This window comes from Ochrobactrum sp. A-1 (assembly GCF_022488005.1).
Classification (GTDB): Bacteria; Pseudomonadota; Alphaproteobacteria; order Rhizobiales; family Rhizobiaceae; genus Brucella.
Genome location: NZ_JAKVQC010000003.1, coordinates 1 through 26769, shown reverse-complemented (window position 1 = coordinate 26769; position 26769 = coordinate 1). Strand labels below are relative to the sequence as shown.

Genomic DNA, 26769 nt, shown 5'->3' with positions numbered 1-26769 from the left:
CATTTGACGTCTATTCGCTAATATTTCGCGATCAAAACCGTCATTTTCCTTTGCAAGCATGGCGCAGCCACTTGGTACAGGTTATTGAAGCACATCTGAGTCGAAACGCAACAGAATATTAAGGGTTTCTCAATGTCTTCCACATCCGCAACTGCTGGCGACGATTCGCCAACCGTTCACCTCGTTATCGCCGACGTCTGGAACGAAGGTGAAGAATCTCCGGTCGAAGTGCACCTGCTTTTGAAAGCTGACGAGAATGAAGACCTCGTCCAGACCGTCCTCAGCATTCTTGCTGAAGAAGGCTACCATGAAGCCGAGCTTCTTGAGATGGGCACACTAACTGAAGAGCCGGAAGAAGAACCGCACAAGAGCGCCTGGGCCACTGCGCTCACTGGCGAAGTCGCCTTGATCGAATTCGATGGCGATGACGAAGAAGAATAAATATTTTAGGTGACGCGCCAGTATGTATGGCGCGTCACTCAGCCATCCGGAATATTTTATTACTCAACTTCTCTTATATATGACGCAATCCAGGAATAAAATGATGACGTATATTTAGTACGAAATTAAAACCATTAGGTAATTTCTTATGAGAAAATCATTATTCATTATTTCCAATATTTTTACAGTAACTGCCGGAATTGCGCACGCGGATATTCCTGTCACCGTTCAGCAAAAACAAATTCTGGAGACCAAGCTCTCTCAATTGGGCTGCTCTGGAGGATATATGCAGTTCGACCAAAGCGACAATCATTTCGAAGTCAACAACGCTACCTGCGATGGGCAGAGATTTGATCTGACGTTCAGCAGAAATTACACGCTTCTCGAAAAAGATCTTGAAGACTAAACAGCATCCCCCAAAACGGGACGCGGTTTTCGGGTAACTTGCAAATCAACCGAAGGCTCAAATAAGAAAGGCCGCCTCGAAAGGCGGCCTTTTTCAGTTTCGTATCTGTCGATCTTACTCGGCAGCGTTGTTGGTCATGTCGACCAGCATTGCATTGGCTTCGGCTGAACCGGAAGTCTTGCGGCGCTCGTCGATGATGAGCTCGTCGCGTGCGGTAGCAATGCGACGGATCTGGTTGGTCATGCCGCCAGTACCGGCCGGGATGAGACGGCCGACGATGACGTTTTCCTTGAGACCCTGCAGCGTGTCCATCTTGCCGGCAACCGCAGCTTCGGTAAGCACGCGGGTCGTTTCCTGGAACGACGCGGCCGAGATGAACGAAGGCGTCTGCAGCGAAGCCTTGGTGATACCGAGGAGGACAGGATTGCCGGAGCCCGGCTTCTTGCCTTCTTCGATAAGACGCTCGTTGATCTCTTCCAGCTCGATGCGGTCGACGTGGTCGCCCGGAATGTAGCCGGTATCGCCGGATTCCGTGATTTCCACCTTCTGCAGCATCTGACGGACAATCACTTCGATGTGCTTGTCGTTGATCAAAACGCCCTGCAAACGATAGACTTCCTGGATTTCGTTCACGAGGTACGAAGCCAGAGCTTCGACGCCCTTGATCGCCAGAATGTCATGCGGTGCCGGGTTGCCGTCGAGGATGTACTCACCCTTTTCGATGACGTCACCGTCCTGAAGATGGAACGGCTTGCCCTTCGGAATGAGGTACTCGACCGGTTCGATCGTGTCGTCGTTCGGCTCGATGATGATGCGACGTTTGTTCTTGTAGTCGCGGCCGAAACGAACAGTACCATCGATCTCGGCGATGACGGCATGGTCCTTCGGACGACGTGCTTCGAACAGTTCCGCAACACGCGGCAGACCACCGGTGATGTCCTTGGTCTTAGCGCTTTCCATCGGCAGACGGGCGATAACGTCACCAGCCTTGACATGCGCGCCCGGTTCGACCGAAAGGATCGATTCCACGGAGAGCATGAAGCGGGCATCACCACCCTTCGACAGCTTCAGGATCTTGCCAGCCTTGTCCTTGATGACCATGGCAGGCTTGAGGTCAGAACCGCGAGGGGTCGAACGCCAGTCGATAACGACGCGCTTGGTGATACCAGTCGACTCGTCAGCCGATTCCGAAACCGAGAGACCATCGACGAGATCTTCGAACTCAACGTAGCCTTCAACTTCGGTCATGATCGGACGGGTGTACGGATCCCACTCGGCAATACGCTGGCCGCGCTTGACCGTATCGCCCTCGTCCACGAACAGACGCGAACCGTAGGTCACGCGATGGACCGCACGTTCCTTGCCCGTAGCGTCGAGGATGAGGACAGCCATGTTACGGCCCATCACCACGAGGTTGCCATCGGAGTTGCGAACCACATTGCGGTTACGCAACTTGACGGTGCCTTCGTACGAAGCTTCGAGATACGAGCTGTCAACAACCTGTGCAGTACCGCCAAGGTGGAAGGTACGCATGGTAAGCTGAGTGCCCGGCTCGCCGATCGACTGAGCAGCGATAACGCCGACGGCTTCGCCCTGGTTGACCGGGGTACCGCGTGCAAGGTCGCGACCATAGCACTTAGCGCAAACACCGTTACGGGTTTCGCAGGTCAGTGCCGAACGGATGCGGATCGACTGGATACCAGCCTTCTCGATAATCTCGACGTCCTTTTCCTCGATCATGCGGCCAGCTTCGACGATGACTTCGCCAGTGGTCGGATGCAGGATCGGATCGAGAGCCGTACGGCCCAGAACGCGCTGGCCAATCGAAGCCACGATCTGACCGGCATCGACGATCGGCTGCATGGTGAGACCGATTTCAGCGCCGCAATCGACTTCCGAAATGATCGCATCCTGTGCAACGTCAACGAGACGACGGGTCAGGTAGCCCGAGTTGGCAGTCTTCAAGGCGGTGTCTGCCAGGCCCTTACGGGCACCGTGGGTCGAGTTGAAGTACTCGTTAACGGTCAGGCCTTCCTTGAAGTTCGAAATGATCGGGGTTTCGATGATTTCACCCGACGGCTTGGCCATAAGGCCGCGCATGCCGCCAAGCTGACGCATCTGGTTGACCGAACCACGGGCACCCGAATGCGACATCATGTAGACCGAATTCATCTGCTTCTGGCGACCAGTCACCGGATCGAATTCGACGGCCTTCAGGCGCGCCATCATCTCTTCGGTGATCTTGTCGGTAGCCTTGCCCCAGGCGTCGACGACCTTGTTGTACTTTTCGCCCTGAGTGATCAGGCCGTCATTGTACTGCTGTTCGTATTCGGTCGTAAGCGCTTCGGTGTCGGCAACAATTTTCGCCTTCGTGTCCGGAATGACCATGTCATCCTTGCCGAAGGAGATGCCTGCGCGGCAGGCATGAGCGAAGCCGAGCTGCATGATGCGATCGCAGAAGATAACCGTCTCTTTCTGACCGCAATGGCGGTAGACGTGGTCGATCATCTTGGAGATGTTCTTCTTGGTCATCTCCTGATTGCAGATGTCGAAAGGCACGTTGACGTTCTTCGGCAGCAGCTCACCTGTGATCATGCGGCCAGGCGTCGTGTCGTAGATCTTCGACACAGGCTTGCCTTCGGCATCGACCGTCTTGAAACGGCCTTTGATCTTGGTGTGCAGCGTGACGACCTTGTTTTCAAGCGCATGCTGCAGCTCGCCCATATCGGCGAACATCATGCCCTCGCCCGGCTCCTTGTCTGCCACGATGGACAGATAATAGAGACCGAGAACCATGTCCTGCGAAGGAACGATGATCGGTGCGCCGTTGGCCGGGTGCAGGATGTTGTTGGTCGACATCATCAGCACGCGTGCTTCAAGCTGGGCTTCAAGCGACAGCGGAACGTGGACAGCCATCTGGTCACCGTCGAAGTCGGCGTTGAACGCCGTACAAACGAGCGGATGCAGCTGAATTGCCTTGCCTTCGATCAGGGTGGGTTCGAAGGCCTGGATGCCAAGACGGTGCAGCGTAGGCGCGCGGTTCAGAAGAACCGGATGCTCACGGATTACTTCGTCAAGGATATCCCAGACTTCCGGACGTTCCTTTTCAACCAGCTTCTTCGCCTGCTTGACGGTCGAGGAGTAACCCTTGGCGTCAAGACGTGCGTAGATGAATGGCTTGAACAGTTCGAGCGCCATCTTCTTCGGCAGGCCGCACTGGTGCAGCTTCAGTTCCGGACCGGTCACGATGACCGAACGGCCGGAATAGTCGACGCGCTTGCCGAGCAGGTTCTGACGGAAGCGACCCTGCTTGCCCTTGAGCATGTCGGACAGCGACTTCAACGGACGCTTGTTAGCACCGGTGATGACGCGACCACGACGGCCGTTGTCGAACAGCGCGTCGACAGCTTCCTGCAGCATGCGCTTTTCGTTACGGATGATGATGCCAGGCGCGCGCAGTTCGATCAGGCGCTTCAGACGGTTGTTACGGTTGATGACGCGGCGATAGAGATCGTTCAGATCCGACGTCGCGAAACGACCGCCATCCAGCGGCACGAGCGGACGTAGATCCGGCGGGATAACCGGAACGATCTTCATGATCATCCATTCCGGGCGGTTTCCCGACTCCAGGAAGTTTTCGACGATCTTCAGACGCTTCATCAGCTTCTTCTGCTTCAGGTCCGAGGTGGTCTCGGCCAGATCGACGCGCAGATCGGCGGCAATCTTTTCGAGTTCCATCGAAGCCAGAAGCTCGTAGATAGCTTCAGCACCAATAAGAGCCGTGAACTGATCTTCGCCGAATTCATCGACGGCGATCATGTATTCCTCTTCCGAAAGAAGCTGGTGCTCCTTCAGCGAGGTCAGGCCGGGCTCGGTAACAATGTAGTTCTCGAAGTACAGGACGCGCTCGATATCCTTGAGCGTCATATCCAGGAGCGTGCCGATACGGCTCGGCAGCGACTTCAGGAACCAGATGTGGGCAACCGGGGCTGCGAGTTCGATGTGGCCCATGCGCTCGCGACGAACGCGCGAGAGCGTGACTTCCACGCCGCACTTTTCGCAGATAATGCCCTTGTATTTCATACGCTTGTACTTGCCGCACAAGCATTCATAGTCCTTGATCGGGCCAAAGATGCGCGCGCAGAAGAGACCATCGCGTTCAGGCTTGAACGTGCGGTAGTTGATCGTCTCCGGCTTCTTGATCTCGCCGTATGACCAGGACAGAATCTTCTCAGGGCTGGCAATCGAGATTCTGATGGAATCGAACGTCTGTGCCGGAGCCTGAGGATTGAAAAGATTCATGACCTCTTGGTTCATGCCGTTCTCCTTGAGGGCGATCCGTCGCCCTGTGTCGTCGATGACAAGCTGAAAATCCTTGCCATCCTGAAAAGAAATCGCGGTACTACGCAGTTATGAACTGGCTTGCCGTAGTTTCGCTTCCGGCGCGGAACCGTGTCCCGCATATTCTGGAAACGATTATACAGGCGCGCCGCGGCAATACCGTGGCGCGCCCTTGAGCTTTATTCCGCTGCGTCAGGCAGGACCTGCTGCTGTTCGTCACGCGTATCGTCCAACTCGACATTGAGGCCAAGCGAACGCATTTCCTTGACGAGAACGTTGAAGCTCTCCGGAATGCCTGCTTCGAACGTGTCGTCGCCGCGCACGATCGCTTCGTAGACCTTGGTACGGCCTGCAACGTCGTCCGACTTGACGGTAAGCATTTCCTGCAGCGTGTAAGCCGCACCGTATGCTTCCAGAGCCCAGACCTCCATTTCGCCGAAGCGCTGGCCGCCGAACTGGGCCTTGCCGCCCAGAGGCTGCTGCGTAACGAGCGAGTAAGGTCCGATCGAACGAGCGTGGATCTTGTCGTCGACCAGGTGGTGGAGCTTCAACATATAGATGTAGCCCATGGTCACCTGACGGTCGAACGGCTCACCCGTACGGCCATCGTAAAGCGTCGACTGACCAGACGTTGCAAGACCCGCATCCGTCAGCATCGCGTTGATGTCGGCTTCCACCGCACCGTCGAAGACCGGCGTTGCGATCGACACGCCGCGCTTCACCTGGTTGGCCAGCATGAGGACGGAATCGTCGTCATAAGACCGGACCGGTTCGTTGCGGTCGTTGTCCGGATAGATGTGCTCCAGCGTTTCGCGCAGCGGCTCGATATTAGCCGTCTTGCGGTAAACGTCGATGAGCTCACCGATCTTCTTGCCCATGCCAGCGCATGCCCAGCCGAGGTGGGTTTCCAGAATCTGGCCCACATTCATACGGCTCGGAACGCCAAGCGGGTTCAACACGATGTCGGCATGCGTACCGTCTTCGAGGAACGGCATGTCCTCGACTGGCAGAATGCGGGAAACCACACCCTTGTTGCCGTGACGGCCAGCCATCTTGTCGCCTGGCTGGATCTTGCGCTTCACAGCGACAAAGACCTTGACCATCTTCATGACGCCTGGAGGCATCTCGTCGCCACGCTGTACCTTTTCGACCTTGTCCATGAAGCGTGCTTCGAGCAGCTTCTTGGAGTCGTCGTACTGGCTGCGAAGCGCTTCGAGTTCGCCCTGGAGCTTCTCGTCGTCGACAGCAAACTGCCACCACTGCGACCGCGGATATTCGGTCATCAGCTCACGGGTGATCGTCGAGCCCTTCTTGAAGCCCTTCGGACCCGCTGCAGCAACCTTGCCATCGATCATGTCGGCAAGACGGCCATAGACGTTGCGATCCAGGATAGCCTGTTCGTCGTCACGGTCCTTGGCGAGACGCTCGATTTCCTCGCGCTCGATAGCCATGGCGCGTTCGTCCTTTTCAACGCCGTGGCGATTGAAAACGCGAACTTCAACAATGGTACCATAGGTTCCAGGCGGCATACGCATGGAGGTGTCACGGACGTCCGATGCCTTTTCACCGAAGATGGCGCGCAGAAGCTTTTCTTCCGGCGTCATCGGGCTTTCGCCCTTCGGCGTGATCTTGCCGACAAGAATGTCGCCAGGATGCACTTCAGCACCGATGTACACGATACCGGCTTCGTCGAGGTTCTTCAGCGCTTCTTCCGACACGTTCGGAATGTCGCGGGTGATTTCCTCAGGTCCAAGCTTGGTGTCGCGGGCAGCAACTTCGAATTCTTCGATGTGGATCGAAGTGAACACGTCGTCCGAAACGATCTTTTCCGAGAGAAGGATCGAATCTTCGTAGTTGTAACCATTCCACGGCATGAACGCGACGAGCACGTTGCGGCCGAGAGCCAGATCGCCCAGATCCGTCGACGGACCGTCAGCGATGATGTCACCCTTCTGGATGGGATCGCCAACGCGCACAAGCGGACGCTGATTGATGCAGGTGTTCTGGTTCGAACGCTGGAACTTCATCAGGCGATAGATATCGACGCCCGACTTGGACGGATCGAGATCTTCGGTCGCACGGATAACGATACGCGTTGCGTCAACCTGATCGACCACACCGCCACGGTGCGCTGCAATAGCGGCACCGGAGTCACGTGCAACGACCGCTTCCATACCTGTACCGACGAACGGCGCTTCAGCGCGAACGAGCGGCACAGCCTGACGCTGCATGTTCGAACCCATGAGCGCGCGGTTGGCGTCGTCGTTTTCCAGGAACGGGATGAGAGCCGCAGCAACCGAAACAAGCTGCTTCGGCGACACGTCCATCAGATCCACGTTTTCACGCGGAGCCATCATCACTTCGCCTGCATGACGGCAGATGACGAATTCGTCAACGAAACCGCCCCGCTCGTCCAGCTCGACGTTAGCCTGCGCAACAGAGTGCTTGGCTTCTTCCATGGCCGACAGATAGACAACGTCGTTCGTTACCTTGCCGTCGACAACCTTGCGGTACGGGCTTTCGATGAAGCCGTACTTGTTGACGCGGGCAAAAGTTGCAAGCGAGTTGATCAGACCGATATTCGGGCCTTCCGGCGTTTCAATCGGGCAGATACGGCCATAGTGGGTCGGATGCACGTCGCGGACTTCGAAGCCAGCGCGCTCGCGGGTCAGACCGCCCGGTCCAAGAGCCGAGAGACGGCGCTTGTGGGTGATTTCCGAAAGCGGGTTGGTCTGATCCATGAACTGCGACAGCTGCGAGGAACCGAAGAACTCGCGCACGGCTGCAGCAGCCGGCTTCGCGTTGATCAGATCCTGCGGCATGACCGTGTCGATTTCGATCGAGGACATACGTTCCTTGATCGCACGCTCCATACGAAGCAGACCGACGCGATACTGATTTTCCATCAGCTCGCCGACCGAACGCACACGGCGGTTGCCGAGATTGTCGATGTCGTCGATTTCGCCGCGACCGTCGCGCAGTTCCACCAGCATCTTGACCACGGCCAGGATGTCTTCCTTGCGCAGAACGCGCACGGTGTCTTCCGCGTCGAGATCCAGACGCATGTTCATCTTGACGCGACCAACGGCCGAAAGGTCGTAGCGCTCAGCGTCGAAGAACAGCGAGTTGAACATCGCTTCGGCGGAATCCATCGTAGGCGGTTCGCCCGGACGCATGACGCGATAGATGTCGAACAGGGCTTCCTGACGGCTTTCGTTCTTGTCGACAGCCAGCGTGTTGCGGATGTAGCCGCCGATGTTGATATGATCGATGTCGAGGACGTTGATTTCCGTCTCGCCTGTATCGATCAGGGTCTTGAGGACCTTCTCGTCGATTTCGTCACCAGCTTCGAGATAAATCTCACCGGTTGCGTAATTGACGACATCTTCCGCAAGATACGAGCCGAACAGATCGTCTTCCGTCGCCTTGATGGCCTTGAGGCCCTTTTCAGCAAGCTGCTTGGCCGAACGGGCGGTCAGCTTCTTGCCGGCTTCGAGAACGACTTCACCGGTGTCCGCATCGATGAGATCGGAGATGATCTTCATGCCCTTGAAGCGGTCAGCCGAATACGGAATGCGCCAGTTGTCGCCGTCACGCGTATAGGTAACGGTCTTGTAGAACGTCGACAGAATGTCTTCGCCGTCCATGCCGAGAGCCATCAGCAGCGTGGTGGCCGGCAGCTTGCGGCGGCGGTCGATACGTGCGTAGACAATGTCCTTGGAATCGAATTCGATATCGAGCCACGAACCGCGATAAGGGATGACGCGAGCTGCGAACAGGAGCTTGCCCGAAGAATGGGTCTTGCCCTTGTCGTGGTCGAAGAAGACGCCCGGCGAACGGTGCATCTGCGAAACGATTACGCGCTCGGTGCCGTTGACGATGAAGGTGCCGTTGTCGGTCATGAGCGGCATATCGCCCATGTAGACATCCTGCTCCTTGATGTCCTTGATCGACTTCGCGCCGGTATCTTCGTCAATATCGAACACGATAAGACGCAGCGTCACCTTGAGTGGCGCCGAATACGTCAGATCGCGCTGACGGCATTCGTCAACGTCGAATTTTGGTGCGTCGAACTCGTAGCGAACGAATTCTAGCATCGAAGCGCCGGAGAAATCCTGAATTGGGAAAACAGACTTGAAAACCGCCTGCAAACCCTCGTCAGAACGCCCACCGGATGGTTCTTCAACCATAAGGAACTGGTCGTAAGATGCCTTCTGAACCTCGATAAGGTTCGGCATCTCGGCGACCTCTGGGATCTTGCCGAAAAATTTGCGTACGCGCTTGCGACCATTGAATGAATGGGTCTGAGCCATCGTCGCTCCTCGTTCTATAGCCTTGCGGCTTGCTCACGCCTTGCGGCCTTTATCATGCGCCGCCCTTCGGCGGTCCTTCGAGCACATGACACTTCAGATCGGCCCCTTCAGATCGGATGGATCGAAAAGGATCATGTGCAAACTTTCCAGAGCTGCCTTCCGTATCGTTACCGACACGCGGCGCTCTTAACGGGCTAAAACCCGTTTCCTGAAAGCCGTTCCGGCACTCAGGAAAAGGGTTCCAGTTATCCGACCCACCAGGAAAGTCCGGCGGGAACTGGCGGATGGGAAACCATCCGCCAGAATAGTCCGAACTTACTTGAGTTCGACCTTGGCGCCAGCAGCTTCGAGCTGTGCCTTGATCTTCTCAGCTTCGTCCTTCGAAGCGGCTTCCTTGACAGCCTTAGGAGCGCCTTCGACGAGGTCCTTGGCTTCCTTGAGGCCGAGACCGGTGATTGCGCGCACTTCCTTGATCACGTTGATCTTGTTAGCGCCGCCGTCAACGAGAACGACGTCGAATTCGGTCTTTTCTTCTGCAGCAGCAGCAGGAGCAGCGCCACCGGCAGCAGCAACTGCAACAGGAGCAGCAGCCGAAACGCCCCACTTCTCTTCGAGAAGCTTCGAAAGCTCTGCAGCTTCGAGAACGGTCAGTGCCGACAGGTCATCAACGATCTTTGCGAGATCAGCCATTTTGGTATTTCCTTAGTTTCAAGGTTTGAACAATTGACAGCGAAAAACGGCCTTACGCCGCCTCGTTCTTCCGGGCGTGCGCGCCAATAACGCGAGCGATCTGGCCCGCTGGTGCGCTGGTAAGTACTGCGAGACGCTGAGCCGGGGTCTGGATCATTCCAACCAGCTTCGCGCGCAGTTCGTCGAGCGATGGGAGCGAAGCAAGCGACTTGACGCCATCGGCGTTAAGCGTCGTTGCACCCATTGCACCACCGAGGATAACGAGCTTGTCGTTAGCCTTGGCGAATTCGACGGCTACTTTCGGAGCAGCAATCGGGTCGTTTGCATAAGCAACAACCGTCTGACCTGTAAACAGATCAGAAATGCCTTCCGATTCCGTGCCCTGAAGAGCGATCTTGGCAAGGCGGTTTTTCGCGACTTTAACGGACCCACCTGCATCGCGCATCTTCGAGCGAAGATCGCTCATCTGCGCAACAGTGAGACCGGTATAGTGGGCCACGACGACCGAACCGGACTCTTTAAAAGCGCCGTTCAGCCACGAGACAAATTCGCGTTTTTCCGCTCTATCCACTGTCTCTCTCCAGTAGGCAGGACCACATGGCCCTGCCGGGTTGCCTTTGCCGGACGAACTTCACAGTCAGCCCGACGTTCGAGGATCCTGTCCCCTTCAGCTATCCTGGAAGCCAGGCGTCACTCAAAGGCAACTACGGTTCAAACCTTGCATGCGTATTCACGCGAAACAGGGTTATTCCACGTCTCATGCAGGCCATATGTTTAAGGATTATCACCCGAAGATGATGATCCGCCTGCAATCTCGGACAGGATAACCGGACTTTCGTCCGGCTATCCGGATCTTGCGATCCGGAATTCTTGTATCGCCCTACCCTTTTCCGGGAAAGGCTTGGGCCCCGGCAAACCGGAGCCCTGAAAACTTAAGCGACGACCTTGACGGTTGCCGGATCGACCTTGACGCCAACGCCCATGGTCGAGGAAAGCGAAACGCGCTTGACGTATTCACCCTTGGCAGCCGACGGCTTTGCCTTGATGACGGCGTCAGCGAAAGCCTTGATGTTTTCTTCGAGCTTGGCATTGTCGAAGGAAACCTTGCCGATACCGGCATGGATGATACCAGCCTTCTCAACGCGGAATTCGACTGCACCGCCCTTGGAAGCAGCAACAGCGGCTGCAACGTCGGTGGTGACGGTACCAACCTTCGGGTTCGGCATCATGCCACGCGGACCAAGAACCTTACCGAGACGACCAACGAGCGGCATCATGTCCGGGGTTGCAATGCAGCGATCGAAGTCGATCTTGCCGCCATTGACGATTTCGAACAGTTCTTCCGCACCAACGATGTCGGCGCCAGCCTTCTTGGCTTCTTCAGCCTTGTCGCCGCGAGCGAAAACAGCAACGCGAACCGTACGGCCCGTGCCATTCGGCAGGTTGACGACGCCGCGGACCATCTGGTCAGCGTGGCGTGGGTCGACGCCGAGGTTCATCGCGATTTCGATGGTTTCATCGAACTTGGCGACAGCACGTTCCTTGACGAGGCCGATAGCAGCCGACAGATCGTACAGCTTGTTGCGATCGACGCCTTCACGGATCTTGTTAATGCGCTTGGAAATCTTCGCCATCGTCTCAGCCCACCACTTCCAGGCCCATCGAACGGGCAGAACCTTCGATCATGCGCATCGCTGCTTCAATATCAGCGGCGTTCAGATCCTTCATCTTCGCTTCAGCGATCGTGCGAACCTTGTCGCGGGTGATCGTGCCGGCGCTGGCCTTGCCCGGGGTCTTCGAACCGGACTTGAGGTTAGCAGCCTTCTTGAGGAAGTAGGTTACCGGAGGGGTCTTCATCACAAAAGTGAAAGACTTGTCCTGGTAATAGGTGATCACGACTGGAATCGGCGAACCCTTTTCCATTTCCTGCGAGGCAGCGTTGAACGCCTTGCAGAATTCCATGATGTTGATGCCGCGCTGACCCAGGGCCGGACCGATCGGGGGCGACGGATTGGCCGCACCTGCCGCTACCTGGAGCTTCAGCTGGCCTGCAATTTTCTTAGCCATTGCTTTCTGCCTTTATAAACTGCCGGATAATCCGGCTTTCTCGATTAATGCCGGAAAACCCGGCTCTCGACTGACGCCAGTTCAACTGGCGGGCAGTTCGGTGGTTCGGAGATCAACGACTGGCTAAGCCGCCTTCCCTTCCACCATTTTCACCCCAACCGAAACTCGGAAGGAATGAAGCCCTTGCGGGCGAAACGATCAGAGCTTGTCGACCTGACCGTATTCCAGATCCACAGGCGTTGCGCGCCCGAAGATGGAAACCTCAACCTTGAGACGCGCGCGCTCTTCGTCGACTTCCTGAACGATGCCGTTAAACGAGGCGAACGGACCATCGGAAACGCGAACGTTTTCGCCAATCTCGAAGGATACCGAAGTCTTCGGACGCTCGACGCCATCCTGAACCTGGTTCAAAATCTGATCGACTTCCTTCTGGGAAACCGGAACAGGCTTGGAATCACCAAGGAAACCAGTGACTTTCGGGGTGTTCTTAATAAGCGAGAAGACGGCATCCGTAAGGGTTGCGCGAACCAGCACGTAGCCTGGGAAGAATTTGCGCTCTGCGTCAACCTTGCGGCCGCGGCGCACTTCTACAATCTTCTCGGTCGGCACAACGATCTGCTCGATCAGTTCGGACAGACCTTTCTGCTTCGCCTTGGCCTCGATATCCTCGGCGACCTTCTTTTCGAAATTGGAATAGGCGTGAACGATGTACCAGCGCGCCGTCATCTAAAAACTCCCCAATCCTAACTTATCGACCAAGGCCGAGAATAAATTCTACGCCATAGGCCATAAGCTGGTCGGCAAGAAAAAAGAACGCGGCAGCCAGAAACGCCATGATCACCACCATAATGGTGGAGATGACCGTTTCACGCCGTGTAGGCCAGGTCACTTTCGCCGTTTCGGCGCGAACCTGCTGAAAAAAGGTGATCGGATTCGTCTTGGATGCCATCTGCCGCTCTGTCATTGATCCGGCGCTACCCTCAAGCCCTGGCCCGTCGAAACGAATCAGAAGCCTGAAGTCACGCGTATACGGCACGCAAAGCTGAAAATTCAGCCCCACGCGCCGCGTGTCTGTTGACGTTACATAGAATCGATTCCCGAAAAAAACAAGCCCAAAGGTTAAAAGAATACCATACAGGCTTATCGGAAATCCGATCCTTGCGAATATCACTCGGCGCACCATCCAATCGTGCGGCGGCGATCCTTCCCTGCCCGGCCAACAAATCCCGCAGGGAATTATCTTTTTCAACAACGTCGCTCTGCCGAAGCCTGCGCCGTCGTTGAAAAGGCAAAGCGGCATAGATTGCCGCCTAACTTTATAATATAGAAAACGGGCACCCACAGTCAAGCCATGAGCACCCGTTATAAAATGGCAGGGGCAGCAGGGTTCGAACCCGCGACCTACGGTTTTGGAGACCGTCGCTCTACCAACTGAGCTATACCCCTATGCGGCATTTAGAATGCCAGACTGGCGGCGTAACCGCCAGTCAAATCAATTACTCGATGATCGAGGAGACGATGCCTGCACCGACGGTGCGGCCGCCTTCACGGATAGCGAAGCGGAGCTTCTCTTCCATCGCGATCGGCACGATCAGGGTGACGTCCATGGCGATGTTGTCGCCAGGCATGACCATTTCCGTACCAGCCGGCAGCGTGACAACACCGGTCACGTCCGTCGTGCGGAAGTAGAACTGCGGACGGTAGTTCGTGAAGAACGGCGTATGACGGCCACCTTCGTCCTTGGTCAGAATGTAAGCTTCTGCCTTGAACTTGGTGTGCGGCTTCACAGAACCCGGCTTGCAGAGAACCTGGCCGCGTTCAACGTCTTCACGGCCAACGCCGCGGATCAGAGCGCCGATATTGTCGCCAGCCTGGCCCTGGTCGAGCAGCTTGCGGAACATTTCAACGCCGGTAACCGTCGTCTTCGTCGTCGCCTTGATGCCGACGATTTCAACTTCTTCACCAACCTTGACGATACCGCGCTCAACGCGACCCGTCACAACCGTACCACGGCCCGAGATCGAGAACACGTCTTCGATCGGCATCAGGAACGGCTGGTCGATCGGACGTTCCGGGGTCGGAATGTAGTCGTCAACAGCGGCCATCAGAGCGCGAACAGCGTCTTCGCCCAGTTCCTTCGACGAATCTTCCAGAGCAGCAAGAGCCGAGCCCTTGACGATCGGGGTTTCATCGCCTGGGAAGTCGTACTTCGACAGAAGTTCGCGCACTTCCAGTTCAACCAGTTCGAGCAGTTCTGCGTCGTCAACCTGGTCGCACTTGTTCAGGAACACAACGATTGCCGGAACGCCAACCTGACGGGCGAGCAGGATGTGCTCACGGGTCTGCGGCATCGGGCCGTCAGCGGCCGAAACAACCAGGATCGCGCCGTCCATCTGCGCAGCACCGGTGATCATGTTCTTCACATAGTCGGCGTGACCAGGGCAGTCGACGTGTGCATAGTGACGGTTTGCGGTTTCGTACTCGACGTGCGACGTCGAAATCGTGATACCGCGCGCCTTTTCTTCAGGCGCTGCGTCGATCTGGTCATAGGCCTTGAAGTCACCGAAGTACTTCGTGATCGCAGCCGTCAGAGACGTCTTGCCATGGTCAACGTGACCAATCGTGCCGATGTTAACGTGGGGCTTCGTACGTTCGAATTTGCTCTTTGCCATCGCCGTTGTTCTCTTTGTTCTAGAACCGCTCAAGCGCCAGCACAAAAGCCTCTTGGCTTCCGGGCCAGCATTTATGCCAAAACGGAACGGCGAACCGCCCGTCGATGATTCCTTACACGCCAAACCGCTCTGAAACATTTGGAGCGGGTAGCGGGAATCGAACCCGCGTATTCAGCTTGGAAGGCTGCTGCTCTACCATTGAGCTATACCCGCGCACTCTTAACTCTGATCCGACAGTGGTGGAGGGAGTTGGATTTGAACCAACGTAGGCATAGCCAACGGATTTACAGTCCGTCCCCTTTAACCACTCGGGCATCCCTCCAGATATCACTATCAGCAGAGTCGAGCGACTAGGCATTTCCGCGGGGCTTCTGGCTGACTGTTGGGCCAGCCGTCGATCCGCGAGGGGCCTTATGACGATAAGCTTATCCCCTGTCAACAGGGTAAAAGCGAAAAGAATGCATGTCCGTCCACAACGTCGTGGAAAGTTCCTCTTCCACACTCCCGTTCCATAGGCTCAAACGCCCGCATTTCTCAGGATTTTCCAGCCATCAGAGATTATTTGGCAATCAGAACAGCCTGATAGCAATCACAGGTGAAGTCGCTATCTTCCGCTCACCTAAAGAGTTATAAGCACGCCATGACCGATCAAAACTCGCCCCGCACACCAAAAGATTCTCATTATGCGCGCCTGCGCCGCCAGCATCGCGATCAGAAAGCTGTGACCGAAGGCAAATCACCGCGCAAGCCGCAGCGCCAGTCCGTTTCGGCAAGCGCCGTGACCGAGGGAACCGTACGGCTTTATGGCCTGCATACGGTCCGCGCCGCCGTGGAAAACCCGGAACGCAAGATATTGCGCATGCGCGCGACGCGAAACGGGTTCGCCCGACTTGAAATCGGAGAGGCCGAATCTCTCCCTTTCCCCGTCGAAATCGTCGATCCGCGCGACATAGACAAGGAAACCGGTTCCGAAGCTGTCCATCAGGGCGTCATGATCGAAGCCGAGCCGCTACGCGCCCGTAAACTGTCCGAACTGAAGGACAGCCCGCTGCTTCTCGTCCTCGATCAGGTAACCGATCCGCACAATGTCGGTGCCATCATGCGTTCAGCAGTAGCCTTCGGTGCTGGCGCACTGATTACGACAAGCCGTCACAGCCCGCAGGAAACCGGCGTTCTGGCGAAAGCCGCCTCCGGTGCACTCGAAATGATCTCGCATATTGAAGTGCGCAATCTGGCCGAAGCGATTGAAGAGCTGCACAGCCTCGGGTTCCAGACCATCGGTCTTGATTCGGAAGGGCCGCTGGAAATGGAAGCCACCTTGTCCGGCGGACGAATCGCTCTCGTGCTTGGCGCAGAAGGCAAAGGCCTGCGTCAAAAGACGCGCGAAACAGTTACCGCGCTTGCCCGCCTCGACATGCCGGGCGAAATCAAGTCGCTCAATGTCTCGAATGCGGCTGCAATCTCCCTTTACGCTGCCGAACGATATCTCCGCGCACGTTGATTCGACTGTAAAGACCTCTCCCGGTTGGCCCCTCCATCCGGGAGAATGGCAGAAAATCCAATCGTTCCGACTCAGGCGGTAGCGATATAGCTGCGGATATCTTCCGCTTCGCGCTCCACGTCTTCGATACGCCGCTTCACAACGTCACCGATTGAAATGATTCCCACGAGCTTGCCGCCTTCTTCCACCGGCATATGGCGGAATCGGCTTCGCGTCATGATCTCCATCACCTGATTGATCGTGTGATGTTCGCGGCAGACCTGCACTTTTGCCGTCATGACTTCGGCCACCGGCATGCTCATGGCCTTGGTTTCTTGTGCCGCGACGGCACGCACGACATCGCGTTCAGACAGGATACCCTTGATTCGACCGGCCTCGTCGCACACCACCAGCGCACCGATCTTATGTTTGTTCAACATGGCGACGGCGTGGGATAGCGTATCGGCAGGTGCAATAACCAGCACATCCCTGCCCTTTGTCTCGAGAATCGATCTTACGGTCATGCCAAAGTCCCTCCAAGATTTAGCACTCACTGCTTCCGGCGTTCAAACGCCATATAAAGCAGAACGCAGCTCCTCCCACCACGTTCCATGATGGTGCGCTTCGAACGTCAGATTAGCAAGTGGCATCAAATGGGGAGAAGGCTTTGTCAAAGCCAAAAGAGTGCAGAACTTATCGCCTCAGCACGGCATCATAGCTGCGAGGACGGTCCAGCAGTGAAATACCGAAGAACCCGGCAATGAAACCACCTATATGCGCTTCCCAGGCTATGCTGGAAAGGTCCGCGCCGCCAGTCGAATAAAGGCCGGTGATGATGTTGATCAGGAACCAGACACCCACAAAAGTCAGGACAGGCTTCAGCGTCAGGGTCAGCCCAACCGGAAGAACGGGGCCAGCGAATTCCGATCTGCGTCCATGGCCGATGCGGCGAAAGCCGTAACGCGCTGCGGCACCCATCATTCCCGAAATCGCACCCGATGCCCCCACCAGTGGCGAAACGCTGTCCGGATAGATCGCATAATGGGTCAACCCGGCAATCACCGAAGTGAATATCCAGAAAACGATCATTCGCCCCGTACCGATGCGGCCCGCGAGCGGAGAGCCAAAGGCTGCGAGCCAGATCATGTTGACGGCAATATGGGCAAAGCCGCCATGCATGAAGGAATAGCTGATGAGCGTGAAAAGTGCTGCAGGATCGGTAAACCCATCGGCCAGTGAGAAACGTGCCGGGATGAGCGCGAAGTTCAGCATGAACTCATAGTTCTGCTGCTCGCTGATGAGGTAGTTCTGATAAACGTAGACTGCAGCGCACAGGCCGATCAGAGCGAGAATAACGCCCGGAATATTGAATATCGGCTCACTACCGCCCGACCGGCGGTTACTGCCGTTCATTTCCGGCTGGGGAACGCTCATGAACTGCTGCTTTCTATTTTATGCGAAGCACCGCAATCGGACCGAAGGAGCCTTTTGCGTCTGGTCGATGCATGTTGATAGGGCAGAATTTATTAAAAATAAAGGCCGACGGAGGTTCCCGGTCGGCCTTGACGCGAACAGAAATCTTTCGCGAAATTAAATCTGGAGCTCAGAAAAACGCCAACCAAGTCAAAGGCTTCGTCTGACGCCTTATCAAAGCGCGTCTTTCAGTGCCGTGCAACCATTACTTATTATTAACCTTAACGGACGAGCCCGGTGGATGAAGAAAGGGTTAAACTGGCATCCTCGCCGTTAATACTATTTTAATGCGTTCAACAGCGGAGGCAGCCTCCGCGTGAAACGGACAAATCAACGGCGCATGATGAAACACCGCAGTACGATCGCGATTTTCAGCGAATGGCAGCGCTTGGCCCGCACGGAAAGCGGTTTCTTTCGTGCGCCGATGCGTGAACAGATCGAGCCGCGCAAGCTCGGGCGCCATCTGTCCGACCTCTTCTTCCTTGAGGCTGAAAAAGATGACGACCTGTCGTTCCGTCTGGCGGGAACACGCATCTGCACCCTTTTTGGTCGCGAACTGAAGAACACGCGGTTCCTCTCGCTCTGGTCAGAGCGGGACCGGGCAGCCCTTGGCGAACTGTCGGAAAATGTAAATAGCCTGGAAGTCCCTGCCCTCGTTTCGCATGTGGGAATCAGCATGTCCGGACGAAGCCTCGATCTGGAAATGTTTCTCGCCCCGCTTGAAGCGCCAGACGGGCAGATCAGCCTTCTCGGCAGCATCGCCGTGCTCGACGCAGTCACATGGGTCGGAGCCGATCCAATCGTCCTCGGCCATCTGAATTCTATCGAACCGGTGGCTCCAGATCTGATTCTGGCAAATGACGTTCGAAAATCGGCCGCCATCACAGTAAATGCACCCCGAGCAGGGCGTGAGTGGACGAATCTTCGCCTGACGCAGCCACGGGAACATGCCGCTCCGAAATTGCGCGTCATCAAGGGCGGCAAAGCCTGACGCAGGGTTGAAATCGCGATTTCTCTTTATCGACGGCTACTGTATTGTGACGGATAGTAAGAGTGCCAAATTTCGAGATGGATCGGCTTTGATGAACAGATTTGCTGCGGCATCTTCTGCAAGCAATGTGCGGCAGGAAAATTTCAATGCCGTGAATGTCGATCTCAACGGTCGTTACATGCTGGAAAATCGCAGCGAATTTCCCTGTATCATCAAGCGCATGTCGCCTGGAACTGCACTCATGAGCGGTATAGCAACACCGCGCAACGGCGAACGCATTATCGCCTATATCGACCATGTGGGACGGATCGAAGGAATTGCCAACGAGGTTACATCCGAAGGCTTCCACATTCTCCTGTCGACCTCCGAACAGAAGAAGGACAAGCTTTCCGCACAGCTGACCTGGCTTGCCAACAAGCACGAACTTTCCTTGCCCGAAGATCGCCGTCACGAACGCGTCGTACCGCGCAAGACCCAGCACAACATTACTTTTGCCGATGGTGCACAAAGACTGTGCCGCATTGCCGACCTATCGCTTTCCGGTGCGGCAATCGAAAGCGAGTTCAAGCCCACGATCAAAAGCGGCATCATGCTGGGACCGATCCGGGGAACCGTCGTCCGTCATTTCCAGGGCGGCTTCGCAGTCGAATTCGCTACCATCCAGACCAGCACAACACTGGACAATCTTTTCGGTTGAAAGCATCCGCCGAAAAGATGAATGCGTGTCAAGGTTACGGAATGGCAAACCGCGAAATGCCAGGAATCACAAAAAAGCCACGAAAACAGCCCGATTTGCCCTGAATTTGTCCGTTCGTTGACAAAAAGTTTCAGCGTTATTTGCAGTTTTAATCGAATTTGACTCGCATTTTCGCGCGCAAATTTGCGTGCCTTCAAATTGTCTAAGTCATCTTGGTCTCCAACAGGGAGACAAAAGAATGACAAAACAAACCATCATCGCAGCCATACTGATGCTGCTCGGAATCGGACTGGCAGAGGCAGCAAGCCCCGCCTCCAATTCACCATGGATGACGACCGGAGAACGCACTTCGCAGCCCATTGGCCATTACGAGTTCTGCGAGCGCTACAAGTCCGAATGCAACATCACCAGCCGCAACAGCAATATGCTGAAGCTGACACCGGAAATCTGGAAACAGATCATTGCGGTCAATGCGAGCGTCAACGAAAAGATCGCGCCGATGACCGATATGGAAGCCTGGGGTCGCGAGGAATATTGGGAATACCCGACAACAGTGGGTGACTGCGACGACTACATGCTTTTGAAGCGTCGCGAACTGATGGCGCTCGGCATCCCGGCAAATACGCTGCTTTTCACGGTGGTTCGTCAGCCAAATGGTGAAGGCCATGCGGTTCTGACCGTTCGCACCGACCGCGGCGACTTCATTCTCGACAATCTCGATACCCGCGTCCTCGCCTGGAACAAGACCGATTATAGCTATCTGAAGCGCCAGTCGACCACGAACTCCGGAAGCTGGGTTTCGATCAAGAGCGACCGCGAACTCCTGGTCGGCAGCATCAAGAACTGATTATCCGATAGGACAAGGACGGGCCGTCAGTCTCCCTCTGGCCCCGTCCTTTTTCTTTTCAGGCTGGTTCCAGCCCGCGCATGAAAGACCGGGCCTTCTCGACGTAATGTTCTGCCGAAAGCTTTAGTTTTTCGACCGCAGCATCGTCCAGTTCCCGCAGAACCCTTGCAGGCGAACCGACCACGAGTGAATTATCCGGTATTTCCTTACCCTCGGTCACAAGAGCCCCTGCCCCGATCAGACAGTTCTTTCCGATCTTCGCGCCATTGAGAACGATGGCACCCATGCCGATCAGTGTATTTTCACCTACGGTGCAGCCATGAAGAATGGCCCGATGCCCGATGGTACAACCTGCACCGACTGTCAGTGGAAAGCCGATATCCGTATGCATGATGGTGTGTTCCTGAACATTGGTGTCATCCCCAATGGTGATCGGCTCATTATCGCCGCGCAGAACAGCGCCAAACCAGAAACCGGCATTTTCACCGACAACGATCTTGCCGATCAGGGTCGCATCTGGCGCGATCCAGTTGCTGCTGCGGTCCGCGAATAGCGGCTTGTGCCCGTTATATGCATAGATCGGCATGTTCTTCCTCCATCAGCAAACTCGATATTGAATCGCTAAGCCGTTTCAAGCCGTCATACAAGCACGACTTCACGCTCTGTTAACCATAAAAGACCGATATTCTTTTGCAATATCATCACCATGACACCCAGATGGAAACAGCACCAGATTACACCGCCTCGAAAATGGGAAGCCGCCTCTTCGGTTGGCTGTTGTTGGCGGTTATCGTCCTGATTCTGCTCTCGATTGCCATGAATGTTGGCGGACGTCTGCTTGGTCCGCTGATTGCGCGCGGCGGACACTCCGACAGCACGCACGCTTATGAAATCATCATCGGCAACAACGTCCTGTCGATTCCAGCCAGTATGATCCGCTTTTCGAACCAGCGACGCGATGGGGTGACCGGGCGTCTCGACCTGTATGCTCGCTGGCCAGGCCTTACCGGTTACACGGAACGCGACCGCGCCATCTTCAACCTTCTCACTCCGAAACGGCATCTCATTTTCATGTCCATCGAGCAGCGAACCATGTCGCGCGATATGAGCGGGCGTTATCTGCCGATCTATGCCGAACTGATTGACCCGAACGGAGAAGCAGCGCCCGGAAACCTGACAGTGCACCGCTTTCTCGACAATAGCGGTTATAAGGGTGAGGAACTGGTCTTGTCCGACCCGAGCAGCGGCAAGCCGGAATTCGTTGCGCGATGCCTTGCGGATAGTGCTGCGGAAAGCTTCAACTCATGCGAGCGCGACGTCCAGTTCGGTCGTGACCTGCAAATACTTTATCGCTTCCCCCGCTCCATGCTTGGCGACTCGCAATCACTGGACAAGGCGGTCGTCGATTTTGCGAATACTCATCTCCTTGATGGCAAGCCTGCCGACTGACGCCAAACGAAAATGAGTGACGGAGCGGCCGCCAGATAGATTACTGGCCCAACCAGCCACACCCAACCGTTCCAGCTAGCAGCAGTTCTCATATAAAGTGCCGTAAAAATAACCGGGCCTGCGACGGCACTGATATTCGTAAGGCTAGCAAGCGTCCCCTGAAGCGCACCTTGCTTGTCTTGACCCGCCTTATCCGACAGGATGGATTGCAGAGCTGGCATCGCTATTCCACCAAATGCCAGCAACACCAGAATTGGCGCAACTATCCAGCCTTCTGCGGCGAGCGCGAGGGATGCCATACCCAGCCCATCAGCAGCCATTCCAATGATTATCGTATATCCAGCTCCAATTGATGCGACGAGACGACCCGTACCAAGCCATTGAAACATGGCATGCAGCAAACCGAAGGCCGCAAGCGACAAGCCCACATGTGTCGTATCCCAATGGAAACGATCTTCAGCGAATATCACCCACAAGACAGCAGGTATCTGTCCCACCAGTTGCAGAAGAAAGAAAACCCACAGCAACGGTTTGAGACCTTTCTGCGCACCCGATGGCACGAGAGCGCCCAGAGATTCATTCGCCTGGGGCTCCGGTTTGGTTTCGGGGCGAAGCTCCGGCATCAAAAGGAAAACCGACAGAGCCATGAAACCGTTAACCACTGCGGCAACCGCAAATGGGGCTGTTGGCGAAACATTTCCTAATGCGCCACCGATGACCGGTCCGAGAATCATACCGCCGCCATAACATGCACCCAGCCAGCCAAAGGCTTGAGCGCGTGCACTCCCTTCCACCGTATCCGCTATGCAGGTTCCTGCGACCGCCATCGTCGCTCCCGTCATACCCGATAGGATACGACCAGCATAAAGAACCCAGAGGTGGGGGGCAGCAGACATGATGGCATAATCGATTGTCGCCCCGATGAGCGAGCCGAACAGGATCGGTTTCCGGCCAAATCGGTCAGACATTCGCCCCAGAACCGGAGCGAAGAAAACCTGCATGAGCGCATAAAGAGACAACAGCACTCCATAGTGACCCGCCACATCGTCGGAATGAGCCACATCGCGCAGCAAACTGGGCAGAACCGGCATCGCCAGACCGATCCCCACTGCGTCCAAGACAGTAACAGCCAGAACGATCATCAACGTGCTGTTCATACCAGCCCCATAATTTATCATCGATAAGGAGCTGGACTTAAAATTTATCAATGATAAATTGTCAAGGTATAACTGATTTGGTGAGCGCTTTGGCAAAATTACACCGTGATGCCGTGATACGAACGGCACTGGAACTGTTGAATGAGGTCGGAGAAGAGGGCCTGACAACGCGTCGTCTGGCAGAGCGGCTGGGCGTGCAGCAGCCAGCACTTTACTGGCATTTCAAAAACAAGCGTGTGTTGCTGGATGCCCTCGCAGAAACGATTTTGGCGGAGCATCACGACTACGCCCTACCGCGCGCTGGGGAGAACTGGCGTCATTTCCTGATTGAAAATGCGCATAGTTTCCGGCGGGCATTGCTGACTTATCGCGATGGCGCGCGTATCCACGCCGGAACGCGCCCGAATAACAATCAAATGGGACAGGCCGAAGCTCAGATTGAATTTTTGATCCAGGCAGGTTTTACACCCGTAAATGCAGCGCGCGTGCTGATCAGCATCAGCCATTATGTTGTCGGGGCTGCGCTGGAACAGCAGGCTGACTTCCACGAAAGCACGCCATCCGACGAGGCAAATATTGAAGCAACATCAACAATTGCCAAAGCCATGGCAACGTTAGATGCAGAAGGCCCCGAGAAGCTGTTCGATTTCGGATTGATGCTATTAATCGATGGGCTGGAGCGGTATCAGCGGCCCAAAGGTCAGGACCTATTAATTTGATGGAAATGGCACCTTAAATGACAAGAGCGGTTAGGAGAGATGCGAAGAACGGGGTGATTCCCCCGGCTGAGCGGTTCGGCGCAGCGGATCGCGAGTCATTTTGGTGTCCAGAAGATGTGGTCCATCCGCGCTGCTACTTCGATAAAAAAAACCTCGAAAATGAACCTTCGCCTTTTCTCCTCGTATCCAAACAGATGGCCTCACACCATTTTCACCAAATGAATAGGTCCTGACCATAAGACTGGCACATCTACTTCCCGCTCAGTTCCTGGAAAGCTCTTTGCCCGTCTTCACTGAACTTGATCTGGCTGAGTGGAACCCCGCTCATGAGATGTTCTTCCGTGGCCGCCAGCACGATTTCCAGCTTTAACATTTCCGCCGATCCGAGAAGCTTCCAGCATCCTTTTCCTGCAAGGAGGGAAAAGTCGCGATCCATGACATAAGCTGCGGCAGCATAAGCGCCGTCACATTTCCCGATGCTTTGCGGTTCATCGAATATCTCAATCACTGACCGCGAGCCATCGTCCTGTTCGGTTTCGATAGTTCCCAGAACTTCTGCGCGCGCAGCTAAAGACAGGGCCATCAGGAGCATAGCCAATGGAAAACCAAATTTCATAGAATCAACCAAGGCTCAGGAATAGTCGTGTCGGGATATCAAAACGCCCTCTCCATTGGAAAGGGCGTCAGAGAGTATTCCTGCCCGGCATCAGCGTCGTTCGCGACGCGATTACCGCGACCTATCAAAGATCGACGTCGAGAATGGCCATCGAGAAATTGTAGGAGAGTTCGCCTTCATCCTCGTCCTTATAGACCAGTCCGAGAAATTCGTCGTTGAGGTAAAGCTCGGCGGAGTCGTTCTTGCGCGGACGCGCCTTCACCTGCAGGCCGGGATTGTTGAAGGTCCGTTTGAAATAGGCGTCCAGTTTTTTGAGTTCTTCGGGTTTCAACCGGCTTCTCCTGATATTGAATTGAGCCGGTTTATTGCATCCGGCCATTTCCTATGTAAACCCCCGGCAAAGCCGTGCTCAAGGGTTGTCGGCAGTTAATAGCTTCTTTTGACAGAATATAGGCCGCATACTGGAAAAAACCAGCAAGCGGCCCGTTCAGCCTGCAACGATACGATGTATCGCTTAAATCCCCTCGCCCAGCATCTGGTCCATGACGCGGGAGGGCTCGGCACAACCCGTATCGCCCATGATCCTGGCCGGTACACCAGCTACCGTGACATTGTTCGGGACAGGTTTCAGAACCACTGAACCAGCGGCGATTTTCGAGCAATGACCGACTTCGATATTGCCGAGAATTTTCGCGCCAGCACCGATCAGTACACCGTGACGGATTTTCGGATGGCGGTCGCCGCTCGATTTGCCCGTGCCGCCGAGTGTGACCCCGTGAAGGATCGAAACATTGTCTTCGATCAAGGCTGTTTCGCCGACCACAAGTCCGGTCGCATGATCGAGGAACAGACCGCTGCCAAGCCGTGCGGCCGGATGAATATCGGTCTGAAAGATCGAGGACGAACGGCTCTGCAGATAATAGGCAAAATCCTTGCGGCCTTCATGGTAAAGCCAATGTGCCAGACGATGGGTCTGGATCGCATGGAAACCCTTCAGATAAAGGATAGGGTCCATGAAGCGGCTATAGGCCGGATCGCGATCATAAACCGCCTGAATATCGACGCGCACAATCTGCGACCACTCAGGATTGGCATCCAGCATCGCGTCAAAGGTCTGGCGCAGAATATCGGCGCTCAGATCGGCATGGCCGAGACGCTCGGCGATACGATGCATGACCGCATCTTCCAGACTCGGCTGGTTGAGGATCGTCGCATAAAGGAACGTGCCCAACACGGGATCGTTCTTGACGGCTTCCTCCGCTTCGGCACGGATGGAATGCCAGATAGGATCGACCTGCCCCAGACCGGGGGTCGCTTTCGCTGATGTGCGAACGGACATATGCATACTCCAGTTTTGCACCGCGAGAGGAGGAGACGACAGCCGAACTTTCGCTCAGTCCCCACGCCGCAATACGAGTTCGGCGCGCAGCATACAGCATTTCCAGCAAAAGTGTGAAACGGTTTTGCGTTCGGAAATGCGTACCTGCAAATAGCCATTCCCCCGCAGTTCTGCGGGGGAATGGCTTAAAATGGTTTGCCTTGACACAGCCGAATTTGACGCACCCCGTCGGCGCGCTCTTTGTCCAAGATCAAATTCCCGTCAGAGCCGATTTTCTTTCAAAAACTGCAACACCGCCTGCTTGTAGACCTTGTCACCAACGGCCAGCATATGGTCGCGGTCCGGAATATCGACTGCCTGTCCATTTGGCAGAAGATCGGCCAGTTCCTGCGCGCTGCCTGCAATATCATCGGTTGTGCCGACGGCCACGAGAACGGGCTGCATGATACGTGCAATCGCGGCAGCGGGAACAAGCTCCTTGGAGGTAATCACACAGGCGGCAAGCGCAATACGGTCACTCTTCGTCTGGTCGGCAAATTTGCGGAACATCTGTCCGCGCGGATGCGTAATCGTCGTCGGATCCTCGGCGAGAAGCGCCTCGCCAATAGGCTCCCAGTCGCCAGCGCCCGTCACCATGCCAATGCCAAGACCGCCGAAAACGGCGCTATGAACGCGCTCGGCGTGTTCAATCGCCAGAAATGCTGTAATGCGCGCCCCCATGGAATAGCCCATGACGTGTGCGTTTTCGATCCCGAGATGATCGAGCAGGGCTGCTGCATCCGCTGCCATTTTGGTTGGCGTATATTCGTCCGCGTCATGGGGCTTCGCTGAAAGGCCGTGCCCGCGATTATCGATGGCGATGACGCGATATCCGGCTTCGGTCAGCGTGCGGAACCAGCCGGGCGAAACCCAGTTGACGAGACTTGACGACGCAAAGCCGTGAATGAGCAGGATCGGATCGCCTTCTCCGTCCTGACGGTACGCCAGACGCAAGCCATCATGTTCGAAATATTCGATATCGAGGGCACTCACCTGATTATTCCTCTTGATTGTCTTGTCTCGATATCAAGG

The 26769-nt window shown here is 55.6% G+C and carries 25 protein-coding genes and 3 tRNA genes; 8 read left to right on the top strand and 20 right to left on the bottom strand.

Annotated features, from left to right (window positions below; all coding sequences use genetic code 11):
* Positions 1 to 132 precede the first annotated feature (132 nt).
* Together MKS82_RS01615 and MKS82_RS01610 are read left to right on the top strand one after the other, a co-directional pair.
* On the top strand, positions 133 to 441 hold the full coding sequence (locus MKS82_RS01615) for a hypothetical protein (RefSeq protein ID WP_109989805.1): 309 nt from the start codon (positions 133 to 135) through the stop codon (positions 439 to 441).
* A gap of 148 nt (positions 442 to 589) precedes the next feature.
* Entirely contained in the window at positions 590 to 847 is a 258-nt protein-coding gene (locus MKS82_RS01610; protein WP_146206519.1) for a hypothetical protein, read from the top strand.
* 114 nt (positions 848 to 961) lie between these two features.
* Here MKS82_RS01610 and rpoC read toward each other — a convergent pair whose 3' ends face one another.
* The 12 genes from rpoC to MKS82_RS01550 all read right to left on the bottom strand — a co-directional run bounded on the left by rpoC (position 962) and on the right by MKS82_RS01550 (position 15252).
* On the bottom strand, positions 962 to 5164 hold the full coding sequence (rpoC, locus tag MKS82_RS01605) for a DNA-directed RNA polymerase subunit beta' (protein ID WP_109989806.1): 4203 nt from the start codon (positions 5162 to 5164) through the stop codon (positions 962 to 964).
* A gap of 203 nt (positions 5165 to 5367) precedes the next feature.
* The gene (rpoB, locus tag MKS82_RS01600; RefSeq protein ID WP_240578285.1) at positions 5368 to 9501 is read right to left on the bottom strand and encodes a DNA-directed RNA polymerase subunit beta; all 4134 of its coding nucleotides are present in this window, start codon (positions 9499 to 9501) and stop codon (positions 5368 to 5370) included.
* Positions 9502 to 9816: 315 nt separating this feature from the next.
* Complete coding sequence (rplL, locus tag MKS82_RS01595) at positions 9817 to 10191, bottom strand: 50S ribosomal protein L7/L12 (RefSeq protein WP_061346151.1); 375 nt, start codon at positions 10189 to 10191, stop codon at positions 9817 to 9819.
* Between the two features lie 52 nt (positions 10192 to 10243).
* A complete protein-coding gene (gene rplJ / locus MKS82_RS01590; protein WP_010659905.1) occupies positions 10244 to 10762 on the bottom strand; it encodes a 50S ribosomal protein L10 in 519 nt (172 codons plus the stop codon).
* Positions 10763 to 11123: 361 nt separating this feature from the next.
* Positions 11124 to 11825, bottom strand: a complete 702-nt coding sequence (gene rplA, locus MKS82_RS01585) for a 50S ribosomal protein L1 (protein ID WP_010659904.1) — start codon at positions 11823 to 11825, stop codon at positions 11124 to 11126.
* 4 nt (positions 11826 to 11829) lie between these two features.
* Positions 11830 to 12258 (bottom strand): 50S ribosomal protein L11, encoded by a 429-nt coding sequence (rplK, locus tag MKS82_RS01580; RefSeq protein WP_006467042.1) that lies wholly within the window; start codon positions 12256 to 12258, stop codon positions 11830 to 11832.
* A 198-nt stretch (positions 12259 to 12456) separates the two neighbouring features.
* The gene (gene nusG, locus MKS82_RS01575; RefSeq protein ID WP_006467043.1) at positions 12457 to 12984 is read right to left on the bottom strand and encodes a transcription termination/antitermination protein NusG; all 528 of its coding nucleotides are present in this window, start codon (positions 12982 to 12984) and stop codon (positions 12457 to 12459) included.
* 22 nt (positions 12985 to 13006) lie between these two features.
* Positions 13007 to 13558, bottom strand: a complete 552-nt coding sequence (gene secE / locus MKS82_RS01570; RefSeq protein ID WP_109989809.1) for a preprotein translocase subunit SecE — start codon at positions 13556 to 13558, stop codon at positions 13007 to 13009.
* 70 nt (positions 13559 to 13628) lie between these two features.
* Positions 13629 to 13704: transfer RNA gene (locus tag MKS82_RS01565), tRNA-Trp, on the bottom strand.
* 50 nt (positions 13705 to 13754) lie between these two features.
* Positions 13755 to 14930, bottom strand: coding sequence for an elongation factor Tu (tuf, locus tag MKS82_RS01560; RefSeq protein ID WP_240578284.1), 1176 nt, complete (start codon positions 14928 to 14930; stop codon positions 13755 to 13757).
* A 139-nt stretch (positions 14931 to 15069) separates the two neighbouring features.
* Positions 15070 to 15143 (bottom strand) — tRNA-Gly (locus MKS82_RS01555).
* Between the two features lie 24 nt (positions 15144 to 15167).
* Positions 15168 to 15252: transfer RNA gene (locus tag MKS82_RS01550), tRNA-Tyr, on the bottom strand.
* A 318-nt stretch (positions 15253 to 15570) separates the two neighbouring features.
* Here MKS82_RS01550 and rlmB point away from each other — a divergent pair.
* Complete coding sequence (gene rlmB, locus MKS82_RS01545) at positions 15571 to 16431, top strand: 23S rRNA (guanosine(2251)-2'-O)-methyltransferase RlmB (RefSeq protein WP_109988439.1); 861 nt, start codon at positions 15571 to 15573, stop codon at positions 16429 to 16431.
* Between the two features lie 71 nt (positions 16432 to 16502).
* Here the strand turns inward: rlmB and MKS82_RS01540 are convergent, their stop codons facing one another.
* Both MKS82_RS01540 and MKS82_RS01535 read right to left on the bottom strand, forming a co-directional pair.
* Complete coding sequence (locus MKS82_RS01540; protein ID WP_240578283.1) at positions 16503 to 16934, bottom strand: CBS domain-containing protein; 432 nt, start codon at positions 16932 to 16934, stop codon at positions 16503 to 16505.
* 169 nt (positions 16935 to 17103) lie between these two features.
* The gene (locus tag MKS82_RS01535; protein WP_109988440.1) at positions 17104 to 17844 is read right to left on the bottom strand and encodes a rhomboid family intramembrane serine protease; all 741 of its coding nucleotides are present in this window, start codon (positions 17842 to 17844) and stop codon (positions 17104 to 17106) included.
* A gap of 382 nt (positions 17845 to 18226) precedes the next feature.
* Here MKS82_RS01535 and MKS82_RS01530 point away from each other — a divergent pair, with 382 nt between their 5' ends.
* The 3 genes from MKS82_RS01530 (at position 18227) to MKS82_RS01520 (ending at position 20418) form a co-directional block, all read left to right on the top strand.
* A complete protein-coding gene (locus tag MKS82_RS01530; protein ID WP_235969183.1) occupies positions 18227 to 18874 on the top strand; it encodes a PAS domain-containing protein in 648 nt (215 codons plus the stop codon).
* 91 nt (positions 18875 to 18965) lie between these two features.
* Complete coding sequence (locus tag MKS82_RS01525) at positions 18966 to 19571, top strand: PilZ domain-containing protein (protein ID WP_109988443.1); 606 nt, start codon at positions 18966 to 18968, stop codon at positions 19569 to 19571.
* A gap of 238 nt (positions 19572 to 19809) precedes the next feature.
* Entirely contained in the window at positions 19810 to 20418 is a 609-nt protein-coding gene (locus tag MKS82_RS01520; protein WP_109988444.1) for a transglutaminase-like cysteine peptidase, read from the top strand.
* A 58-nt stretch (positions 20419 to 20476) separates the two neighbouring features.
* On the opposite strand, the gene MKS82_RS01515 is transcribed toward MKS82_RS01520, so the two are convergent.
* Positions 20477 to 21004 (bottom strand): gamma carbonic anhydrase family protein, encoded by a 528-nt coding sequence (locus MKS82_RS01515; protein ID WP_109988445.1) that lies wholly within the window; start codon positions 21002 to 21004, stop codon positions 20477 to 20479.
* A 131-nt stretch (positions 21005 to 21135) separates the two neighbouring features.
* Between MKS82_RS01515 and MKS82_RS01510 the strand changes: the two genes are divergently transcribed.
* Positions 21136 to 21867, top strand: coding sequence for a hypothetical protein (locus MKS82_RS01510; RefSeq protein WP_109988446.1), 732 nt, complete (start codon positions 21136 to 21138; stop codon positions 21865 to 21867).
* Here the strand turns inward: MKS82_RS01510 and tet are convergent.
* The gene (gene tet, locus MKS82_RS01505) at positions 21837 to 23024 is read right to left on the bottom strand and encodes a Tet(A)/Tet(B)/Tet(C) family tetracycline efflux MFS transporter (protein WP_176038676.1); all 1188 of its coding nucleotides are present in this window, start codon (positions 23022 to 23024) and stop codon (positions 21837 to 21839) included. The genes MKS82_RS01510 and tet overlap by 31 nt on opposite strands.
* Before the next feature lie 80 nt (positions 23025 to 23104).
* On the opposite strand from tet, the gene tetR reads away from it, so the two are divergent.
* Positions 23105 to 23743, top strand: coding sequence for a tetracycline resistance transcriptional repressor TetR (gene tetR, locus MKS82_RS01500; RefSeq protein ID WP_286166597.1), 639 nt, complete (start codon positions 23105 to 23107; stop codon positions 23741 to 23743).
* Positions 23744 to 23993: 250 nt separating this feature from the next.
* Here tetR and MKS82_RS01495 read toward each other — a convergent pair whose 3' ends face one another.
* The 4 genes from MKS82_RS01495 to MKS82_RS01480 form a co-directional block, all read right to left on the bottom strand.
* Positions 23994 to 24326: a hypothetical protein gene (locus MKS82_RS01495; protein ID WP_235969182.1), complete on the bottom strand. Its 333-nt coding sequence runs from the start codon at positions 24324 to 24326 to the stop codon at positions 23994 to 23996.
* A 157-nt stretch (positions 24327 to 24483) separates the two neighbouring features.
* Positions 24484 to 24690 (bottom strand): DUF3126 family protein, encoded by a 207-nt coding sequence (locus MKS82_RS01490; protein WP_010659890.1) that lies wholly within the window; start codon positions 24688 to 24690, stop codon positions 24484 to 24486.
* Positions 24691 to 24873: 183 nt separating this feature from the next.
* Positions 24874 to 25698, bottom strand: coding sequence for a serine O-acetyltransferase (gene cysE, locus MKS82_RS01485; RefSeq protein ID WP_109988450.1), 825 nt, complete (start codon positions 25696 to 25698; stop codon positions 24874 to 24876).
* 261 nt (positions 25699 to 25959) lie between these two features.
* A complete protein-coding gene (locus MKS82_RS01480) occupies positions 25960 to 26730 on the bottom strand; it encodes an alpha/beta fold hydrolase (RefSeq protein WP_109988451.1) in 771 nt (256 codons plus the stop codon).
* Positions 26731 to 26769: the final 39 nt, after the last annotated feature.

Bases quoted from the DNA above. Each gene is read 5' to 3' on its own strand.
- MKS82_RS01615 (WP_109989805.1), top strand. From the start codon at position 133: ATGTCTTCCACATCCGCAACTGCTGGCGACGATTCGCCAACCGTTCAC.
- MKS82_RS01610 (WP_146206519.1), top strand. From the start codon at position 590: ATGAGAAAATCATTATTCATTATTTCCAATATTTTTACAGTAACTGCC.
- rpoC (WP_109989806.1), bottom strand. From the start codon at position 5,164: ATGAACCAAGAGGTCATGAATCTTTTCAATCCTCAGGCTCCGGCACAG.
- rpoB (WP_240578285.1), bottom strand. From the start codon at position 9,501: ATGGCTCAGACCCATTCATTCAATGGTCGCAAGCGCGTACGCAAATTT.
- rplL (WP_061346151.1), bottom strand. From the start codon at position 10,191: ATGGCTGATCTCGCAAAGATCGTTGATGACCTGTCGGCACTGACCGTT.
- rplA (WP_010659904.1), bottom strand. From the start codon at position 11,825: ATGGCGAAGATTTCCAAGCGCATTAACAAGATCCGTGAAGGCGTCGAT.
- rplK (WP_006467042.1), bottom strand. From the start codon at position 12,258: ATGGCTAAGAAAATTGCAGGCCAGCTGAAGCTCCAGGTAGCGGCAGGT.
- nusG (WP_006467043.1), bottom strand. From the start codon at position 12,984: ATGACGGCGCGCTGGTACATCGTTCACGCCTATTCCAATTTCGAAAAG.
- secE (WP_109989809.1), bottom strand. From the start codon at position 13,558: ATGCCGCTTTGCCTTTTCAACGACGGCGCAGGCTTCGGCAGAGCGACG.
- tuf (WP_240578284.1), bottom strand. From the start codon at position 14,930: ATGGCAAAGAGCAAATTCGAACGTACGAAGCCCCACGTTAACATCGGC.
- rlmB (WP_109988439.1), top strand. From the start codon at position 15,571: ATGACCGATCAAAACTCGCCCCGCACACCAAAAGATTCTCATTATGCG.
- MKS82_RS01540 (WP_240578283.1), bottom strand. From the start codon at position 16,934: ATGACCGTAAGATCGATTCTCGAGACAAAGGGCAGGGATGTGCTGGTT.
- MKS82_RS01535 (WP_109988440.1), bottom strand. From the start codon at position 17,844: ATGAGCGTTCCCCAGCCGGAAATGAACGGCAGTAACCGCCGGTCGGGC.
- MKS82_RS01530 (WP_235969183.1), top strand. From the start codon at position 18,227: ATGAAACACCGCAGTACGATCGCGATTTTCAGCGAATGGCAGCGCTTG.
- MKS82_RS01525 (WP_109988443.1), top strand. From the start codon at position 18,966: ATGAACAGATTTGCTGCGGCATCTTCTGCAAGCAATGTGCGGCAGGAA.
- MKS82_RS01520 (WP_109988444.1), top strand. From the start codon at position 19,810: ATGACAAAACAAACCATCATCGCAGCCATACTGATGCTGCTCGGAATC.
- MKS82_RS01515 (WP_109988445.1), bottom strand. From the start codon at position 21,004: ATGCCGATCTATGCATATAACGGGCACAAGCCGCTATTCGCGGACCGC.
- MKS82_RS01510 (WP_109988446.1), top strand. From the start codon at position 21,136: ATGGAAACAGCACCAGATTACACCGCCTCGAAAATGGGAAGCCGCCTC.
- tet (WP_176038676.1), bottom strand. From the start codon at position 23,024: ATGAACAGCACGTTGATGATCGTTCTGGCTGTTACTGTCTTGGACGCA.
- MKS82_RS01495 (WP_235969182.1), bottom strand. From the start codon at position 24,326: ATGGCCCTGTCTTTAGCTGCGCGCGCAGAAGTTCTGGGAACTATCGAA.
- cysE (WP_109988450.1), bottom strand. From the start codon at position 25,698: ATGTCCGTTCGCACATCAGCGAAAGCGACCCCCGGTCTGGGGCAGGTC.